The organism is Variovorax sp. P1_H2 (genome assembly GCF_056405295.1).
Genome location: NZ_JBFUCJ010000067.1, coordinates 21,921 through 39,007 on the forward strand (window position 1 = coordinate 21,921; position 17,087 = coordinate 39,007).

The window sequence follows — 17,087 nt, forward strand, 5'->3', positions numbered from 1 at the left end:
CGCCGGGCCGGACGGCTACGCGCCGCTGGCGAGAAACGACGGGCCCAGCGCTGCATAGAGCGCCTGGAAGCGCCCATGGCGCGCGGCCAGCGCATTCCGGTGCGCGCGCCCGGGCTCGAAGCGCTCGCGCGTCCGCGGCCGGCGGCAGACTTCGGCTTCCGTTCCTCCGTCCGCCAGCCAGGCCAGCCGGGCCGCGCCCACCGCGCCGCCGGCCTCGCTGCCTTCGCAGACTGCCAGTGGAACGTCGAGCACGTCGGCCAGCAACTGCGCCCACCAGGCGCTGCGCGCGCCGCCGCCGACCAGCACGAGGTCGCCCGCCGGCCGGGCGAGCGTGTCCAGCCCGTCGCGCAATCCGAAGCTGACGCCTTCGACCACTGCGTAGGCGATGTCGGCCGGGCCATGCGCCTGGGTCAGGCCGAACAGCACGCCCTGCGCCCGTGGGTCGTTGTGCGGCGACCGTTCACCCGACAGGTAGGGCAGGAACAGGGGCGCCCGCCGGCGACCATCGGCATCGAGGCTGGCCGYCGCGGCGAGCAGCGCCGGCGCGTCGCCGAGCCCGAAGCAGCGCGCCGCCCAGTCCACCGCGCTCGAGGCCGAGAGCATCACCGACATCTGGTGCCAGCGCCCGGGCAGGGCGTGGCAGAAGGCATGCACGGCCGCCGCGGGCTTGGGCTCGAAGCGTTCGCCGCCGATGAAGATGACGCCCGAGGTGCCGATCGACACGAAGCCCTGGCCGGCGCCGATCAGGCCCATGCCCACCGCGCTGGCTGCGTTGTCGCCCGCGCCGCCGGCGATCGGAATGCCGGCCGGCAGGCCCCATCGGGCGGCCAGCTCGGGCTTGAGCCGACCCGCCACGGCGCTGCCTTCGACCAGCCCGGGCATCTGCCCGCGGGCGAGCCCGCAGGCGGCCAGCAATTCATCGGACCAGTCGCGCGCCGCAACGTCCAGCCACAGCGTGCCCGAGGCGTCCGACATGTCGCTGGCGAGCGTGCCGCTCAGCATGAAGCGCAGCCAGTCCTTGGGCAGCAGCACGCAGGCCGTGCGTGCGAACAGGGCCGGCTCGTGGGTGCGCATCCAGAGCAGCTTGGGCGCGGTGAAGCCGGGCATCGCGAGGTTGCCTGCGATGGCCGCGAGTCGTGGCACCCGCGCCGCCAATTCTTCGCACTGGGCGGCGCTGCGGCCGTCGTTCCAGAGGATCGCCGGGCGCAGCACCTCGCCGGCCGCATCGATCGCGACCGCACCGTGCATCTGGCCGGACAAGCCGATCGCGCGCACCGCGCCCAGCGATTCGGCATGACCCTCCCGCAGCGACGCCATCACCGACTCGAGCGCCGTCCACCACTGCGCTGGCGCCTGCTCGGACCACAGCGGCGCCGGCCGGCTGACCGTCAGCGGCGCGCGCGCGAGGGCGATGATGCGGTGCTCGCGGTCGAGCAGCAGCGCCTTGAGCTCCGAGGTTCCGAGATCCAGTCCGAGGTACATGGCGAATGATCAGGCCGGCGCCGGGCCGCCCCAAGGCGGCCTGCGGCCCCCTCGGGGGGCAGCGAGTACACGAAGTGACGGAGCGTGGGGGCTCATGGCACCAGGCTGCCGAAGCGGCTGTCGCTTTGCCGGCGGAACTCGGTCGGCGTCATGCCCTTGATCTCGAGGAAGCGGCGGTTGAAGTTGGCGACGTTGTTGAAGCCGACCTGGTAGCAGATGTCGGTCACGTAGTGGTCGGTCTGCATCAGCAGGTGGCAGGCGCTGTTGATGCGCACGCGGTTGACGAAATCGGTGAAGCTGTTGCCGGTCGAGCGCTTGAAGAAGCGGCTGAAGCGACTCTCGCTCATGCCGAGTTCGCTGGCGATGTCGGCCATCGCCACCGGCTCCGCGAGGTTCGAGGTGATGCGGTTGACGATGGCGTTGACCTGGTCGACCTCGGCATCGCCCTCGACGCCCTGCATCTGCACGTTCGACAGCAGGCGGTAGTCGCTGCAGCGCGCCAGCTCGGCCAGGTACCCGAGGAAGAGCGCGAGGCGCTGCAGGCCGCGGGCGGCCTTGATCGCGTCCCAGTGCGCCAGCGCTCGCTCCTCGAAACCGAAGAACTCGATGCCGTGGCGGGCCCGGCCGAGCAGCTGCAGCGCTTCGCGCAGCTCGGGGATCTCGGCCGCGGCGCGCTCGATCGGATCGTGGCGGAACTGGATCACGCGGTCGCGGCCGGTCGCGCCGCCTTCGGGGACGTCGAGCGAGATCCAGTTGTGCGGCAGGCGAGGCCCGCACAGCACCAGGTGGCCGGGATGGAAGGGCCCGATCCAGTCGCCGACGAAGGCCCGGCCCGAGGTCTCGGTGATCAGGTGGAGTTCGTATTCCTCGTGGAAATGCCAGCGCACCAGCGGACTCGGGAAGCCGTGCGCCAGGCAGCGCACCAGGCCGGTGTCCTCGGGCGCTTCATAGCCCAGCGAGGGCGAGCGCGCGATCTCGCGCTCGAGCTCGGGCTTTCGATCGCGGGGCAGATGGCGTTGGCGCAGCGATGTCATGCGACGGTCCTTTCCCCTGAACCTCTTTCAGCTCGTGACGTTACCACCGTCGACATTGAACTGCCGGACCCGCACGCTGGCGCCGCGCAGCGCGTCGACCAGCCGCGGATCCCCGGCGGCGTCGCCCCACAAGCCGCGGTCCGCCCCCAGCGCCGCCACCGGGTCGGCGGCGGCGCAGATGGCATGCGCCGCCGCCTCGTCCATGCCCTGGTCCTGGTAGGCGTAGGGCAGCGTGCCCTGGTGCCAGCGCTGCAGGAAGGCCAGGAACAGGGCCGGCAGCAGCGCGACGCTGGCGATGCTTTCGCCGCGGGCCAGCCGTTCGCGCACGGTCGGGGCGATGAAACCCGGGATCTTCGAGAAGCCATCCATCGCCACGCGCTGGTTGGTGTCGCGGATCGCCGGATTGCCGAAGCGCTCGAGCACCACGTCGCGGTAGGCGGGCAGGTCGACCGGGCTCGGCTGGCCCGGACGGTCCAGGCAAGGGATGACGTCGTCCGTGACGTAGTCGAAGGCCATGCGCCGGATCGCCGTGCGCTGGGTGCCTTCATGGATGTACTGCAGCCCGGCCAGCGTGCCGGCCCAGGCGATGCAGCTGTGGCTGGCGTTGAGGATCCGGATCTTCGCTTCCTCGTAGGGCGCGACCGAATCGACCAGCTGCACGCCGACTTTCTCCCACGCGGGTCGGCCGTTCGCGAAGTCGTCCTCGATCACCCACTGGATGAAGCTCTCGCCGGTCACCGGGGCGGCGTCGTCCCAGCCGGTGGCGTCGCGCACCCGCTGGCGCAGCTCGGGCGGCGGCCGGGGCGTGATGCGGTCGACCATCGCGTTCGGGCTGCGGGTGCTGCTGCGCACCCAGTCCAGCAGGTCGCGGTCGCCGGCGCGCTCGATGAACTCGAGCAGGCCCTTGCGAAAACGCTCGCCGTTGTGGCGCAGGTTGTCGCAGTTGAGCAGCGTCACCGGCCCTGCGCCGGCGAGGCGCCTGGCGCGCAGGATCGCGCTGACCGCGCCGTAGATGGTCGAGCCCGCCAGGCCCCGGCGTGCGCGCTCGAGGTCGGCGGCAAGATCGCTGGCGCCGAGGTCGAGCCGATCGTGCGGGTCGAGGTAGTAGCCGGCCTCGGTCACCGTGAACGAGACGATCCGGGTGCGCGCTTCGGCACCGCGCGCGATCACCGCGGCCAGGCTCGGGTCGTAGGCCAGGACCTCGCGGATCGCCTCGATGCGCTGGTAGCGGCAGTCACCGGCCGGGGATACCGTCTCCAGCGTGTAGCGGCCGCCTTGCGCGCGCAAGGCGGCTTCGATCTCGGCCATGTCGGGCCGCAGGKTGGCGCCGGTGATCGACCAGCGCGTGTCGCCGGTGTCGATCAGCTGTTGCAGGTAGGCGGCCTGGTGCGCGCGATGGAAGGAGCCGAGCCCGAGGTGCAGCACCACCAGGCCGGAAGAGATGGGGGAAGTCATGGCGCTGGTCCCTGTCAGGCGCTGACCGTCCGGCCTTCGCGATTGAAGAAATGCAGCACCGAAGGGTCGAGCTCGACGCTCACCGCGTCGCCGGCCTGCAGCGCGGTGCGCTCGTTCTGCCGCGCCACCAGCGGCACGCCGCCGACGTCGATGTGGATCAGCGTGTCGGCCCCGAGCGCCTCGATCAGTTCGACCCGGGCCGGCGCCCCGAGGCCCTGTCCCTGGTGCACGCGCAGTGCCTCCGGCCTGACGCCGAGGAAGCCATCGGCCGGCAGCCGGCCGCCGGTCAGCACCGAGAAACTCGGGATCGCCTTGGCCTCGACCATGTTCATCGAAGGCATGCCGATGAACTGGGCGACGAACTGGTTGGCCGGCCGGTCGTAGAGGTCCATCGGCGTGCCGACCTGCTCGATCAGGCCGTCGCGCAGCACCACCACGCGGTCGGCCAGCGTCATCGCCTCGACCTGGTCGTGCGTGACGTAGATGCTGGTGGCGCCGAGCGCGCGGTGCAGCTTGTGGATCTCGACCCGGGTGTTGCCGCGCAGCGCGGCATCGAGATTGGACAGCGGCTCGTCGAACAGGAACACCTTCGGCGCCCGCACGATGGCACGACCGATCGCCACCCGCTGCCGCTGGCCGCCCGAAAGCTCCTTCGGCGTGCGGTTCAGGTAGTCGGTGAGGTTCAGCGTCCTGGCCGCGTACTCGACCTTGGTCCTGATCACGTCCTTCGACACCTTCGCGAGCTTGAGCGCGAAGGACATGTTGTCGTACACGCTCATGTGCGGATAGAGCGCATAGCTCTGGAACACCATCGCCAGGTCGCGCTTGCCAGACGGCGTGTTCGTGATGTCCTTGCCGTCGAGCGAGAGGCGGCCGCTGGTGATCGGCTCGAGCCCCGCGATCAGCCGCAGCAGGGTCGACTTGCCGCAGCCCGAGGGGCCGACGAAGACGATGAACTCGCCCTTGTCGATCTCGAGATTGACGCCCTTGATGATGTGGGCGTCGCCGAAACTCTTCTTGATGTTGTCGAGCTGGAGGTAGGCCATCAAATGACTCCTTGAAGATTGATCGAGAGGCCCTGCAGCGATGTTGGCGCGGTGCCTGAGACGCGATGCCTTTTCGTGGGCTGCCGCGGAACCGGCTTTGCCGGGCCGCTGGCGGCGCCCCCGGTAGGGGGTGGGCGGCTACACGAAGTGAGCCAACCTGGGGGCGAGCTCATTTCACGGCGCCGAAGGTCAGGCCCTGGACCAGTTGCTTCTGGCTGAACCAGCCGAACACCACGATCGGCGCGATGGCCATCAGCGACGCCGCGGACAGCTTGGCCCAGAACAGGCCCTCGGGGCTCGAGTAGGAAGCCATCAGCGTGGCCAGCGTGCCGGCCTTGGCCGAGCTCAGGTTGAGCGCCCAGAAGGCCTCGTTCCAGCTCAGCACCAGGCACAGCAGGCCGGTCGATGCGAGTCCGCCGACCGACAGCGGCAGCACCACGTGGCGGAATTCGGTCCACAGGCTGGCGCCGTCCATGCGCGCGGCCTCGAGGATCTCGTTCGGGATGTCCTTGTAGGCCGAATAGAGCATCCAGACCATGATCGGCAGGTTCGACAGCGTGAACACCACCGTCAGCGCGCTGCGCGTGTCGAGCATTCCCGCGGTCTGCGCCAGCACGTAGATCGGCACCAGCGCGCCGACTGCCGGCATCATCTTGGTCGACAGCATCCACATCAGGATGTCGCGCGTGCGCCGGGTGCGGAAGAAGGCCATCGAGTACGCCGCCGGCGCGGCGATCAAGAGGCCGATGACCGTCGAGCCCACGCTGGTGATCAGCGAGTTGCGCGCGAACAGCAGGTAGTCGCTGCGCCGCTGCACCTCGGTGAAATTCTCCAGCGTCGGCTCGAAGACGAACAGCGGCGGCACATGGATCGCCTGCAGCTCGGTCTTGAACGAGGTCAGCACCAGCCAGCCGAGCGGGAAGAACAGCAGCAAGGTGGCGGCCCAGGCCCCGACCGTGCGCAGCGTCAGGAAGAGGAAGTTTTCGGATTGCATGAGTCGTCCCTCAGTCGAGGTTCTTGCCGATGATCCGGATCAGGAAGGCGGCCACGATGTTGGCCAGCACCACCGCGAACAGCGCACCCGCCGACGCCACGCCGACGTCGAAGTTCATCAGCGACTGCTTGAAGATCAGGTAGGTGAGGTTGGTGCTCGCGTTGCCCGGGCCGCCGTTGGTGGTGACGGCGATCTCGGCGAAGATCGACAGCAGGAAAATCATCTCGATCATGATCACCACCGCCATCGGCCGGCCCAGGTGCGGCAGCGTCAGGTAGCCGAAGCGCTGCACCGCGCTGGCGCCGTCCATGCGCGCGGCTTCCATCTGCTCGCGGTCCAGCGACTGCAGCGAGGTGATGAAGATCAGGCAGGCGAAGGGCAGCCATTGCCAGGCCACCATGACGATCACCGAGAACAGCGGCAGGTCGGTCAGCCAGTCGACCGGCTCGGCGCCGAAGGCGCGCCAGAGGTCGGCCAGCACGCCGTAGATCGGGTTCATCATCATGTGCTTCCAGAGCAGCGCGTTCACCGTCGGCATGACGAAGAAGGGCGAGATCAGAAGCACGCGCACGATGCCGCGGCCGGGGAAGGGCTCGTTGACCAGCAGCGCCAGCCCCACGCCCAGCACCACCGTGATGACGATCACGCTGCCGATCAGCACCAGCGTGTTCCACACCGCCGGCCAGAAGTCCGGGTCGGTGACGAAGTAGTGGAAGTTGTCCAGTCCGTTGAAGGTGCGCTCGCCCGGCTGCATCAGGTTGTAGTTGACGAGCGAGAAGTAGATCGTCATCAACAGGGGCACGAGCATCCAGAGGACGAGCGTGACCACAGCCGGCGCCATCAGCGCGCGGGGCAGGAGTCGATTCATGGCGCGGTCCGGCCGTTGTTCTTCTCGGCGCCGTGCGGCTACTTGTAGTAGCCCGCCTTCTTCATCTCGCGCTCAGCCGCCGTCTGCGAGGTCTTCAGCGCCTGGTCGACCGTGACCTTGCCCGACAGTGCCGCGCTCATCTGCTGGCCGACCGCCACGCCGATGGCCTGGAACTCGGGGATCGCCGCATACTGCACGCCGACGTAAGGCGACTTGGGCAGCGTGCTGTCGCTGGCATTGGCGCTGTCGATGGCCTTCTTTTCGGCTTCGGCGAAGCGCGCCGCCTTCATGAACTCGGGCGAAGCGTAGGTCGACTTGCGGGTGCCGGTCGGCACCGCGCCCCAGCCTTCTTCCTTGGCCACCAGGTTGATGTAGTCCTTGGAGGTTGCCCACTTGACGAAGGTCTGCGCCGCGTCGACCTTCTGCGAGCCGGCCGGGATCGCCAGCGCCCAGGCCCACAGCCAGTTCGCGCCCTTGGGCGTGACCGCCACCGGTGCCTGCGCGAAGGCCACCTTGTCGGCCACCTTGGACTGCTTCGGATCGCTCACGAAGGAGGCCGCGATGGTGGCGTCGACCCACATGCCGCACTTGCCTTCGTTGAACAGCGCCAGGTTCTCGTTGAAGCTGTTGGCCGAGGCGCCGGGCGGGCCGTAGGCCTTCATGAGGTCGACGTAGAAGCCGATCGCGTCATGCCAGGGCTTGCTGTCGATCTGCGGCTTCCAGGCCATGTCGAACCACTGGCCGCCGTTGGTATTGACCATGGTCGTCAGCAGCGCCATGTTGTCGCCCCAGCCCGGCTTGCCGCGCAGGCACATGCCGTAGACGCCTGCCTTCGGGTCGTGGATCTTGCCCGCGAGCTCCTTCACCTGGGCCCAGGTCGGCTGGTCTGGCATCTTGAAGCCCACCTTGTCGGCCAGGTCCTTTCGGTACATCAGCATCGAGCTCTCGCCGTAGAAGGGCGAGGCGTAGAGCTTGCCGTCGGCCGACAGGCCGTTGCGCATCGCCGGCAGCAGGTCGTCGACGTCGTAGGCAGCGTCGGTGGCGATCGGAAGCAGCCAGCCCTTCTTGGCCCAGATCGGCGTCTCGTACATGCCGATCGTCATGACGTCGAACTGGCCGCCCTTGGTGGCGATGTCGGTGGTCACGCGCTGGCGCAGCGTGCCYTCTTCCAGCGTGACCCACTTGAGCTTGATGTCGGGGTTGGCCTTCTCGAAGAAGGGCGYCAGCTTCTGCATCTCGATCATGTGGCCGTTGTTCACGGTCGCGATCACCAGTTCGGTCGCGGCATGGGCCCAGCCTGCACCGGCCATTGCGAGCGCCAGGCCCGCCTTGAGAAAACGCTTCATGGATGTCTCCTTGTGATCGACGAGGGGTCGCCGTGCACCGATTGTGGAGACATCAATTTCCCGTTTTGGTACTTCCTATGCTGGCAACGATACTTCGATGCATTGAATGCTCGGTGTCATCCCTAGTTTTGGCAATTGAGAGTGCATTTGCGCGCACTGTGACGGGGGTTCAGGCGCCGTCGAAGGCCTTCCCCGGAACTGGACATCGGCCCGCTGTCGAGCRCTCGGCTCAGGCGGTCTGCAGGACGGGTGCGCGGCCGCCGAGCCGGCTGCTCCAGGCCGCCAGGGCCAGGGCGCCGAGCGTGATGGCGGCGCTGGCCCAGGGCAGCCCGGCCAGCGGAACGCCCGCGGCCAGCATGCCGCTGCCGATCCACGCGCCGGCGGCGTTGCCGAGGTTGAAGGCCCCCTGGTTCAGGGTCGATGCGAGGTTCGGCGCGGCGCCGGCATGCTGCACGATCAGTGTTTGCAGCAGCGGCACCAGCGCGAACTGGAGCGTGGTCCAGAGCAGCATCAGCAGCACCGTGGGCGCCTTCAGAGGCAGCGCGAAATACAGCAGCGCCAGCACCATCGCGTTGAGCCCCAGCACCACCAGCATCGACGGCACCAGCCGCTGGTCGCCGAGGCGCCCGCCGACCGTGCTGCCGATCGTCAGGCCGACGCCCAGCAGCAGCAGGATCGGTGCCACGGCCGCGTTCGAGAAGCCGCTGACCTGGGTCAGCAAAGGCGCGATGAAAGTGAAGACGCAGAACAGGCTGGCCGAGGCCAGCGCGCTGGTGGCCAGCGCCAGCAGCACGCGGCGGTCGGCCAATACCGTGAACTCGCGCAGGATGTTGCCCTTCTGCATCTCGATGTGCCTCGGAAGCAGGGCCACCAGGGCCGCCACCGCAGCCAGCGCGATCAAGACGATCGCGGCGAAGGTCATGCGCCAGCCGAAATGCTCGCCGATGATCCGGCCCATCGGCACGCCGAGCACGTTGGCCAGCGTGAGGCCGGTGAACATCAGCGCGATCGCCTGCGAGCGCCGGTTCGCCGGCACCAGGCCTGCGGCCACCACCGAGCCGATGCCGAAGAAGGTGCCGTGGGCGAGCGCGGTGATCACGCGGGCCGCCATCAGCAGGCCGTAGTCCGGCGCCAGCGCGCACAGCAGGTTGCCGAGGACGAACAAGGAGGCCAGTGCGACCAGCGTCGCCTTGCGCGGCAGCCGCGCGGTCGCGACCGCGAACACCGGCGCGCCGACCACCACGCCCATCGCATAGCCGGTGACCAGCAAGCCTGCCTGCGACAGCGTGACGCCGAGGTCCAGCGCCATGTCGGGTAGCAGTCCCATGACGACGAATTCGCTGGTGCCGATGGCGAAGGCCGCGGCGGCCAGGGCGAGCAGGGCGGCGGGCATGCGCGGCGAAGTGCTGGACGCAGAGGCGGTCGGAGCTGTCATCGGGGGTTGTCCTGGAGCGCAGCCATGGCGGGGCGCGCCAGGGGATTTCGTCTGAATTCGGTGCCGTAGAACAACAGGGCGACGCCTCCGAAGGCCGCGCCGAGGACGCACAGCGCGCCCCATCCATGAAAGGCATAGAGCGCTGCCGCCAGCGCCGAGGCGACGGCGGCGCAGAGGAAGATCGAGGTCAGGAACAGCCCGTTGAGCCGACCGCGCAGTTCCGGCGCCAGCATGTAGAGGCTGCGCAGGCTCAGCACGTTGCACAGCTGCACTGCGCCGTCGAGCAGCACCGCGGCGGCGACCAGCGCCACCAGCGAATGGGTCCGGAACCCGAGCGCCGCGATCCCGAACGAGAGCAGCGCGACGCCGATCGCGGCGCCGGTGGCCGGCTGGGTACGTCCCTGGTCGGCCAGGCGGCCGGCCCATGGGGCGGCCAGGGCACCGGCGGCACCGGCCAGGGCAAACAGCGCGATGCCGCCCTGGCCGAGGCCGAATTCATGGACGAGCGCCAGCGGCACTGCGGTCCAGAAGGCCTGGAAGGCCGCGAAGAGCAATCCTTGGTAGACCGCACGGCGGCGCAGCAGGGGGATGCGCCGGACCATGCCCGGCAGCGAGGCCAGGGTGCGTGCGTAGCCGATCGAGCCATGCGGGTGGCGCCGGGGCAGAGCGCGCCACAGCACCAGCGCCAGCAGCGCCATCAGCAGGGCCGAGATCGCGAACACCGCGCGCCAGTTGAAGGCCGAGGCCACAAGGCTGGAAAAAGGCCGCGCCAGCATGATCCCGGCCAGCAGCCCGGCCATGATGTTGCCGACCACCTTGCCGCGGGTCGCATCGGCCACCAGGTGGGAGGCCAGCGGCACCAGCACCTGGGCCGCGACGGCGCAGCTGCCGACCAGGAAGGACGCCGCCAGGAAGGCGAGGGCCGAGTTCGACAGCGCGATGCCGACCAGGCCCAGCACGGCCCCGGCCATGGCCGCCAGGATCAGCCGCCGGTTCTCCACCACGTCGGCCAGCGGCACCAGGAACAGCAGCCCGGCGCCATAGCCGAGCTGGGTCAGCGCCATGATCAGTCCGGCCAGGCCGGCATGCATCTGCAGCGAGGCCGCGATCGGGCCGATCAGCGGTTGGGCGAAGTAGATGTTGGCGACGCACAAGCCGCAGGCCACCGCGAACAGCAGCGTGAGCGCGGGGGACAGGCCGGCAGCCGCGGCGGGCACGGCCGGGGCCGACTGCCCGCCACGGACGGGAGCATTGGGAAGAGGCACGGGGAGGGGGTCGAGGTGAGTTGAGGGTTAACCCTGTGCGGCGACCTTAGCATTTCCGGCGCGGCGGCGCTGGCGCGCTGTCTTCCGGGTGAAGGCCCGGCAACAGGGTTCAGCCGAACTCGCAGTTCAGCGCGAGGTTGTTGCCCAGGCCGTGCGCGCCTTCGAAGAAGCAACGCGCGACGACCGTGGTCGCCGAAGCACTGTCGATCGCCTTGCCATCGGAACCCGCGCCGATGAATTGGCAGCCCACGAAGAGCGGGTAGTTCGCACCGCCATCGATGAAAGGCGCCGCGCGGTTGTTGCGGAAGGTGCATTGCGTCCAGGAAATCATGTTGTCGGCGCGTTTGATGCGCAGGTCCAGCGGACGACCGCAGTTCTCGAAGAGGCACTGCCACGAATGGAATTTGTCGATGTAGCAAAGGCTCGGGTTGGCGTCGATCCGCGGCCCGTCGCCCGGCGTCTGCAGGATCCCCGCGGCGCAATCGATGAAGGCGCAGCGCGCCACGCCGCCGTTGTCGAGCGCATAGGCGTTGTCGATGTGCACAGCGGCCTTCGATTGGCCACGGAAGGTGACCCCGTACCAGCAGAAGGTGGTGAGCTGCAGGCCCGGGACCGTCAGATACAGCCCGACGCTGCCGCCCTGGAACTGGAGGTCGTAAAGGTTGACCGGCGCGGAACCGGACCCGTCGATTTTCAGGATCGGGAAGTCCCCCGAGGCGACCAGGGTGGTCTGGCCCCAGGTCCCTGCGAGCGAGTCGCCCGGCTTGATGCGCAAGGTGCCACGCACGCCGTAGGCGCGCGGTTCGAGCACCACCACGCCGCCGCCATCCAGCATGCGCTGCAGTTGCTGCGTATCGTCGCCCAGTGCGCCGTCATGCCTGGGCGCCGGCACGATGACCGGCGGGCGCTGCCAGGCGGCCAGCACGGCCACGCCAGGTGGCGGTGCGTCCTGGTTGGGCAGGCCCGCGGACCGGGCATAGCGCGCGCTGCGCACGACGGCGCCACCGGCGCCCAGCCTGGCCAGGCGCCTGCCGGCGTCCGAATTCTGGTCGCTCAGGATCACCATGGTGTCGGTACTGTCGCTGTCCAGGCCGTCGGAATCGCGCGGATAGCCGCCCACGCCCACCAGGGTTGCGCCGGGGCTCTGCCGCAGCAATATGCTCGGGCCGCCGTCGTCATGCGCCTTGTAGGTTTCCTCGTCGAAGCCGATGAGCGTGAAAGAGCGCTGGTTGGCCACCGACAGCGGCATGCGCCTCGCGCTGAGCGCGTTGAAGGCCACGATGACGTTGCCGCTGCCCGGGCCGGAGAGCGCGAAGATCGGGTGATCGCTCTGCCAGCCGCCATCATGGCTTTGCTCGTGCACCCAGGTGCAGTCCTTGACGCGGCTGTCGCGGAAGTCGCTGCCACCCTCGACGCAGGCAAAGAAGACCATGCGTTCCAGCGCCGCCCCACGGCCGACAACGCCGCCGAACTTGGCGCCCACCAGGCCATCGCGGGTGACTGCCTGCGAGGGCGGGAATACGACGTTGCCGCTGACCCCGAGAACGGAGAAGTCGTGCGAGCCCGGTTCGATGGTCAGGCGCTCGATGCGCGTCTTGGGCGTGGACCCGCGCAGGTGCTGGCCCGAACGCAGCGTGCAATTGCGGTAGGTGCCCTCGCCCAGCCGCACCACGCGATGCTGGTCGAGCGCCGCCTGCAGGTCCTCGCCGGGGCTCACCACATGCGCGGCGGCCGGGAAGTAGCGGGCCGCGGGCGCAGCCGCCGCGGGTTGGCCCGCACGGCCGGGCCCGGTGCCGGCTACCGTGGGCTTCGCAGGCGCTGTCGCGGCGACAGCCGCATTCGTCAGAGCGTCGATCGCGAACGTGAGCGCGCTGACGAGGTGGGCACGCTTGAGGACATCGAGCGTCTGAAATTTGGAAACGGGCATGGGACACGATGATAGAAGTCGCAGCCTCCACACCGCACGGCGCAGGCCTTTTGCTGAGCGATGGTGTGCAATACAAGGCCTTCGGATGGCAAAATTCGCCGCTCGCCACATCCGGGGTCCGTTCATTGAAAGCAGAAAAGATCCTCTCCGTCGCTCCCATGATGGATTGGACCGACCGCCATTGCCGCTACTTCCATCGGCTGCTGACCCGACGCGCGCTGCTCTACACCGAGATGGTGACCACCGGCGCGCTGATCCACGGCGACGTGCCGCGGCACCTCCGCTTCAACGCCGAGGAGCACCCGGTCGCGTTGCAGCTCGGCGGCAGCGAGCCCGCCGACCTGGCCCACTGCGCCAGGCTCGGCGAGGAATGGGGCTACGACGAGATCAACATCAACTGCGGCTGCCCGAGCGAGCGCGTGCAGCGCGGCGCCTTCGGTGCCTGCCTCATGAACGAGCCACAGCTGGTGGCCGACTGCGTGAAGGCGATGGTCGATGTCGTCGACCTGCCGGTCACGGTCAAGCACCGCATCGGCATCGACAAGATCGAGAGCTACGAGTTCGTCCGCGACTTCGTCGGCAAGGTCAGCGACGCCGGCTGCGGCACCTTCATCGTCCATGCCCGCAATGCCTGGCTCAAGGGTCTGTCGCCGAAGCAGAACCGCGAGGTGCCACCGCTGCGCTACGAGCTGGTGCATCGGCTCAAGCACGACTTCCCGGCGCTGGCCTTCTCGATCAACGGGGGCTTTGCGGACAACGCCGCGATGCACGCGCACCTGCGCCTGCTCGACGGCGTGATGGTCGGCCGCGAGGCCTATCACAACCCCTGGTGGCTGGCCGAGTGGGACGCGGTTTTCTACGGCGAGCCGCCGTCGCTGCTGACGCGTGAAGAGGTCGAGCTGCGGATGTGCGATTACATGGCCCGCGAAGCGGCCGAGCACGGCACGCCGTGGTCGAACATCGCGCGCCACATGCTGGGCCTGCGCAACGGCCTGGCCGGCGCCCGCCGCTGGCGGCAGGTGTGGAGCGACCACAAGCTCAAGACGCTGCAGCCGCACGAAGTGATGGCGCTGGCGCACGAGCCCGCTGCCGAAGCCGCATAGGCGAGGACGGGCCGCGTGGGCTTTCGAGCCTATTGACCCGGCACGATCCAACTTGAATCAAGCGGCATATCGAACCGGCTCCTGCTGGAAGTCGCTCTAGCTTCGTTGCGGTTGACGCTGAACGCCGCGTAGATGTTGGGCCGTCGCCTTGACCAGTTGCAGCTTGGTGCGCGCCGTCGCGAGCTTCGTGACCGCCTGCTTGAGATCGGCGTTGGAAATCACCGATAGGGCGTGGCGCGATCGCTCATAGGCCTTCTTCAAGGGCTCTTGCGGCGTGAATCCCCAACGCGCCAGGTGCAGCCCATCGTTTGCACCGGCAGCCGAATGCCAATGCGTTGCTCGATGAGCTGTTTGTCATTTCCCGCATGACTACGACGACTCATGGTTCGTGCAACTCACGGTCGAGCGGCGTGTGACGACCTTCAACGAAAAGGGGCAGATGGTGCGGACATGGAAATGTCCCAAGGGCGCGCGCAACGAGGCATTGGATGGGCGGGTCTATGCCTGGGCCGCCTATCAGGGGTTGGTCTCGGAGAGGCGCGTCAACCTCGAGGTGCTCGCCATGGCGCACAGGGAGCTGCCGTTCTTCGAGCCCGTTCCAATTGCTGTTGCGGAAGTGGCGTCGGATGCGGCGATCGAAGAGAGAGCCGACGCGGTCGATGTTCCCGCCGCCCGGGTGCAGTCGGTGGTGACGCGCGCTGCGCCGGTGGTGCCGATGCCTGCGCAGCGCAGGTACCTCGCGTGAGGCATCGCCCCGCAGTCGCTTCCTCAAACGGCTACGGTGGTTGCGATTGTTCACTCCCTCCAGGTCGGCTCTTAGAAGGCTACTAAGAGGGCTGCCGCGGCATGGTCCGCGGCGCATGTGGTGTTGGCGTTGGAGGTAACACCGGCCCCGTGGGTGGCGTGAACATGGGCTTGGGAGTCGCAGGTGGTGGGTTCTTCATGCGCGCCTCGATCTGGTCCGCGAGTTGCGCCATGTAGCTGTTCCGCGGATTCTGGTTGGACTGAAGCCGGGCGGCGGCCGCCAACTTCTGCACCGCTGAATCTGGCGCGGCTTCCGCGAGCAGCGGCATCGCTTCGGGCGAGGACAGATAGGCCATGATCTTGCGTGGATCAGTGCCCGGTTCGCTCAACTTGGCAACGATGATGTCATCAACGCTGCGCCCAGTCTGCTGACTCTCGATCGCGGCGCTCGCGTGAACCCACTCCGCATAGCGCAGGGCATCCACCCCGCCATACAGGCCGACCGCTTTGTCGAATTGTGGTTCGGTGTCCCGGAGTAGCTTGGCCATGTCTTCGGAAGACTTCAGGAAAGGCGCAGCGTTGTAGTCCTTCCCGCTATTGAGTGCCGCGGCAAGAATGTCTGAAGCGAGTTGATTCGAAGACTCGCGAATTTCAGCGAGAAATTCCCTTTGCTTTTCTGCTGGCGCGCTGGGAATGAGATGAGCTAGCTCGCGAAAGTACGAGTCTGTGTTCAACGCTCCGCTTTTCATCGCATCCTTCAGTACGTATTCGGTGCCTGGTAGATATTCCAATCTTGCATAATACATTGCGGCATTGGCTGCGATTTGCTTGTTTTGGATGGCGGCGAGATTTTTCAATTCGAGCGCGATATCCAAGTTTGCGCCGGATGTATTTTCCCGGTTGTAGAGCCCAAAAAGAATCGCGGTCATTGCGATTTTTTCATCGTCAGTCAATTTCTCGCTTCGCAGTAGATCGAGGGCGAGTCTTGCCGATTGCGCGGTCGCCGGAATTCCTTTTGCATACATGTTCTCCAGCGCAATTCGCCCCGTTACGCCGGACCCAGGCTTATACGAGCGCAGAGGATTCTGCTCGTCGATATTCGAAGCCGTAATCGACAGATTAGTTTGATACTCGGCAGCGCCGTCCGTCCGACGAGTGACACTTGGGGCCGGAGCTTCAGCTGGTGTTCCTGAGATGCCGTGGTGCGCTGTTTCCGGCGCGTAATTGTAATAAAGAGCGAGAGCTGCTGCAGCAAGACATATTCCGACCAAGGACAATTGAATTTTTTTCATCGGATYATCCCCTGAAAGTCTTCAGAAGCTGGAAGACAACTGTCGGAATGATGTTTTGCCGCACGGTAGATGTTATGAATGTATTCCATCGTTCGTATGGCGAGTCGGGTGTCGCGACTTGAAATGGGTTTCCATTTATGTCCGTTTGCCCACCAGCATTGAAGAGGGTGTAGATGTCGAGCACGTAGGTGTCGCAACGATAATTCCCAGGCCGCGCGCCTGTCGTCGCCGTTCTCGGTAAGGCGATCGTTGCTGAGGTTGAGAGCGTGTAGGTTGCACCCAGCCTGTAAATCTGGAGTGCACGGTAATTCATGGCGCTGCGGTTGTCCCGCACTTGGCCTGCATTGTAGGTGCAGTCGGTCTCGAAACAGCCCTTGACATAAAAATGCGGGATGTTCGGGTAGCCTGCGCCCCAATAGGCAGCAGGTCCTTGTGATGCCACTGTTGCTTTGAAATTGCCGACTGTCACGTACTGAACGACCTGCGGTTCGTTCATCACTTGATAGATATTGCTTCCATCGTAATAACCGAGATGCCCGGGGAAGGCAATAAAACTCGCAAGTGTGCGGCCGACCACGTCCCCTGCTTGTCTTGGCTCCGGCTTGCTCAAATCGGGATCAACGCCAATATTCCACAATGCCTGTCCGTTCCAGTAAATGACAAGATTGCCATCGTCCTGCGCCGCGAGATAGGCGCCTGGGTGGTTTTGAGTGACGGAGTTCCAAAGCGGTGCCCAGCCGCTGTTGTATACAACAAAATTTCCGTCGCCTTGCATTGGTGCCGCGTACCCTCCACGACCGTTCGTGTAACTTGCCCACCGCACGGCCCAATCGGCGGTCCTGTAGTACACGAGATTGCCGTCGCCCTGCATGGTGAGGAGATATCGACCGTCGTTCGAGTAAATGCCTTGACCCGGAAATATCGTGTAGCCCGGCGATAGATTGGCAGCACTACTCAAATTTGCCGCGCAGAACAAGGCTATCGAGAGCAGGTATCGTACAAAAGAATTCATTTTTCCCTCTGGTTGATTTTTGTTGTTTTGCCTGCGATAGGTAAAACTCGTCGAGGGTCTTTTTTTGTCTGTGATGTGTCAATC

13 protein-coding genes and 1 pseudogene are annotated in these 17,087 nt (G+C 66.7%); 2 read left to right on the forward strand and 12 right to left on the reverse strand.

All coding sequences use genetic code 11. The features are described 5' to 3' along the window. Nucleotides 1–15 precede the first annotated feature (15 nt). From xylB to AC1D2E_RS21425, 10 genes are all read right to left on the reverse strand, one after another. Nucleotides 16–1,482 carry a xylulokinase gene (xylB, locus tag AC1D2E_RS21380; protein WP_478199255.1) on the reverse strand — a complete coding sequence of 489 codons (1,467 nt, stop codon included), beginning with the start codon at nt 1,480–1,482 and terminating at the stop codon, nt 16–18. 92 nt (nt 1,483–1,574) lie between these two features. Continuing rightward, a complete protein-coding gene (locus tag AC1D2E_RS21385; RefSeq protein ID WP_478171789.1) occupies nt 1,575–2,516 on the reverse strand; it encodes an AraC family transcriptional regulator in 942 nt (313 codons plus the stop codon). 27 nt (nt 2,517–2,543) lie between these two features. Beyond that, a complete protein-coding gene (gene dalD / locus AC1D2E_RS21390; RefSeq protein WP_478199256.1) occupies nt 2,544–3,971 on the reverse strand; it encodes a D-arabinitol 4-dehydrogenase in 1,428 nt (475 codons plus the stop codon). Between the two features lie 14 nt (nt 3,972–3,985). Beyond that, entirely contained in the window at nt 3,986–5,017 is a 1,032-nt protein-coding gene (locus AC1D2E_RS21395; protein WP_478199257.1) for an ABC transporter ATP-binding protein, read from the reverse strand. Between the two features lie 169 nt (nt 5,018–5,186). Beyond that, the gene (locus AC1D2E_RS21400; RefSeq protein WP_478199258.1) at nt 5,187–6,011 is read right to left on the reverse strand and encodes a carbohydrate ABC transporter permease; all 825 of its coding nucleotides are present in this window, start codon (nt 6,009–6,011) and stop codon (nt 5,187–5,189) included. Nucleotides 6,012–6,021: 10 nt separating this feature from the next. Further along, nucleotides 6,022–6,879, reverse strand: a complete 858-nt coding sequence (locus AC1D2E_RS21405; RefSeq protein ID WP_478199259.1) for a carbohydrate ABC transporter permease — start codon at nt 6,877–6,879, stop codon at nt 6,022–6,024. 38 nt (nt 6,880–6,917) lie between these two features. Continuing rightward, nucleotides 6,918–8,225 (reverse strand): ABC transporter substrate-binding protein, encoded by a 1,308-nt coding sequence (locus AC1D2E_RS21410; protein ID WP_478199260.1) that lies wholly within the window; start codon nt 8,223–8,225, stop codon nt 6,918–6,920. Nucleotides 8,226–8,454: 229 nt separating this feature from the next. Then, nucleotides 8,455–9,618, reverse strand: coding sequence for an MFS transporter (locus AC1D2E_RS21415; protein WP_478199266.1), 1,164 nt, complete (start codon nt 9,616–9,618; stop codon nt 8,455–8,457). A 38-nt stretch (nt 9,619–9,656) separates the two neighbouring features. Continuing rightward, on the reverse strand, nt 9,657–10,925 hold the full coding sequence (locus AC1D2E_RS21420) for an MFS transporter (protein ID WP_478199261.1): 1,269 nt from the start codon (nt 10,923–10,925) through the stop codon (nt 9,657–9,659). 109 nt (nt 10,926–11,034) lie between these two features. Next, nucleotides 11,035–12,852, reverse strand: coding sequence for a hypothetical protein (locus AC1D2E_RS21425; RefSeq protein WP_478199262.1), 1,818 nt, complete (start codon nt 12,850–12,852; stop codon nt 11,035–11,037). A 125-nt stretch (nt 12,853–12,977) separates the two neighbouring features. Between AC1D2E_RS21425 and dusA the strand changes: the two genes are divergently transcribed. Then, nucleotides 12,978–13,955 carry a tRNA dihydrouridine(20/20a) synthase DusA gene (gene dusA / locus AC1D2E_RS21430; protein ID WP_478199263.1) on the forward strand — a complete coding sequence of 326 codons (978 nt, stop codon included), beginning with the start codon at nt 12,978–12,980 and terminating at the stop codon, nt 13,953–13,955. Nucleotides 13,956–14,051: 96 nt separating this feature from the next. Here dusA and AC1D2E_RS21435 read toward each other — a convergent pair. Continuing rightward, nucleotides 14,052–14,305: pseudogene (locus AC1D2E_RS21435) on the reverse strand (helix-turn-helix domain-containing protein); the annotation flags it as partial. A gap of 38 nt (nt 14,306–14,343) precedes the next feature. On the opposite strand from AC1D2E_RS21435, the gene AC1D2E_RS21440 reads away from it, so the two are divergent. Further along, the gene (locus AC1D2E_RS21440) at nt 14,344–14,700 is read left to right on the forward strand and encodes a terminase gpA endonuclease subunit (RefSeq protein WP_478199264.1); all 357 of its coding nucleotides are present in this window, start codon (nt 14,344–14,346) and stop codon (nt 14,698–14,700) included. A gap of 82 nt (nt 14,701–14,782) precedes the next feature. Here AC1D2E_RS21440 and AC1D2E_RS21445 read toward each other — a convergent pair whose 3' ends face one another. Continuing rightward, nucleotides 14,783–15,991, reverse strand: coding sequence for a hypothetical protein (locus AC1D2E_RS21445; protein WP_478199265.1), 1,209 nt, complete (start codon nt 15,989–15,991; stop codon nt 14,783–14,785). Nucleotides 15,992–17,087: the final 1,096 nt, after the last annotated feature.